General features: G+C 36.3%; 1 protein-coding gene. It reads left to right on the plus strand.

Annotation, left to right across the window (positions count from 1 at the left end; genetic code table 11):
* The first annotated feature begins 120 nt into the window (after positions 1-120).
* The gene (locus H5968_RS24945; RefSeq protein ID WP_255427252.1) at positions 121-1308 is read left to right on the plus strand and encodes a transposase; all 1188 of its coding nucleotides are present in this window, start codon (positions 121-123) and stop codon (positions 1306-1308) included.
* Positions 1309-1343 lie beyond the last annotated feature (35 nt).

The following is a 1343-nucleotide window of genomic DNA, read 5'->3' on the forward strand; positions in this document are numbered from 1 at the left end:
AACATATGAAGCAGAGTTAGTTGAAGATATGCTATCTCTTATGTCTTCTTTTTCGGCTCGAATTTATGGTAAGCGTTCGGCCGAGCGGAGGAAGAAGAAATGATATTAGTTGAGAGACACATGATTAAGCAATCTCACCGACATTGGAAAGAGATTGATAAATTGTGCTTCCTCTCAAAGAACTTATACAATGCAGCTAACTATATATGTCGTCAACACTTCTTTGCTACTGGTAAAAAGTATAGTCTAACTGACCTTTATCATTTGACTAAAGATTGTGTAGACTATCGTGCTTTACCTACTAAAGTTAGCAAGCAGATTATTAAACGACTAGTTTCTACTTGGACTGCTTACTTTGAAGCACACAAAGAGTGGAAGAAGAATCCTTCCAAGTTCTTAGGTGAACCTAGAATACCAGGTTACAAAGACAAAACCAAAGGACGTAACGTAGTTATCTACTATCATGAGTCGGTTTATAAGGCTGAACTCAAGAAAGGTATTTGTCACTTGTCAATGAGTGATATTAAGATTCCGACTAAGGTAGATATTGTTATAGAAGTACGTTTAGTACCTCGTCCCACTTGTTATGTAGTGGAAATAGTTTATGAAAAGCAGGAGGAAGAACAATCAACCAGTGGATATATAGCTGGTATTGACCTTGGTTTAACAAACTTAGTAGCGTTAACTTCAAATCAACCAGGATTTGCACCTTTGTTGATTAATGGACGACCACTGAAGTCAGTCAACCAATTCTACAATAAGAATAAAGCTAAGTTACAAACTCAGTTAGGTGAAAAACGTAAGTCAAGTAAGCGTATCCAATCAATGACTGCTTACAGAAACAATTACGTTGATAACTATTTACACAATACAAGCAGAACAATTGTTAATCTACTCAAGGCTTGTGATATTGGTACATTAGTTATTGGTAAAAACGATAACTGGAAACAGAATATCAACATAGGTAAAAAGAATAATCAGTCTTTTACACAGATTCCCCATGCAAGATTAATTGACCAACTAACTTATAAATGTCAATTAGCAGGAATCAAAGTTGTTGTGACTGAAGAATCTTATACCTCAAAGTGCAGTGCTTTGGACTTTGAACCACTACAAAAACAATCTGCCTACCTAGGTAAGAGAGTGAAGCGTGGTTTATTTAAATCTGCTAAAGGAATCCTCCTAAATGCAGATTGCAATGGGTCAGCTAATATTATCAGAAAAGTATTCCCAAATGCTTTTGCAAATGGGATAGCGAGTGTCGCCGTTACACCAGTAAAGGTTCTGCCTTTTAAAGTGCCATTCTAAACAGATGGATATTTGTTCAGTTTAGCACGAACGGT

This window comes from Sphaerospermopsis sp. LEGE 00249, assembly GCF_014299995.1.
Lineage (GTDB): Bacteria > Cyanobacteriota > Cyanobacteriia > Cyanobacteriales > Nostocaceae > Sphaerospermopsis > Sphaerospermopsis kisseleviana.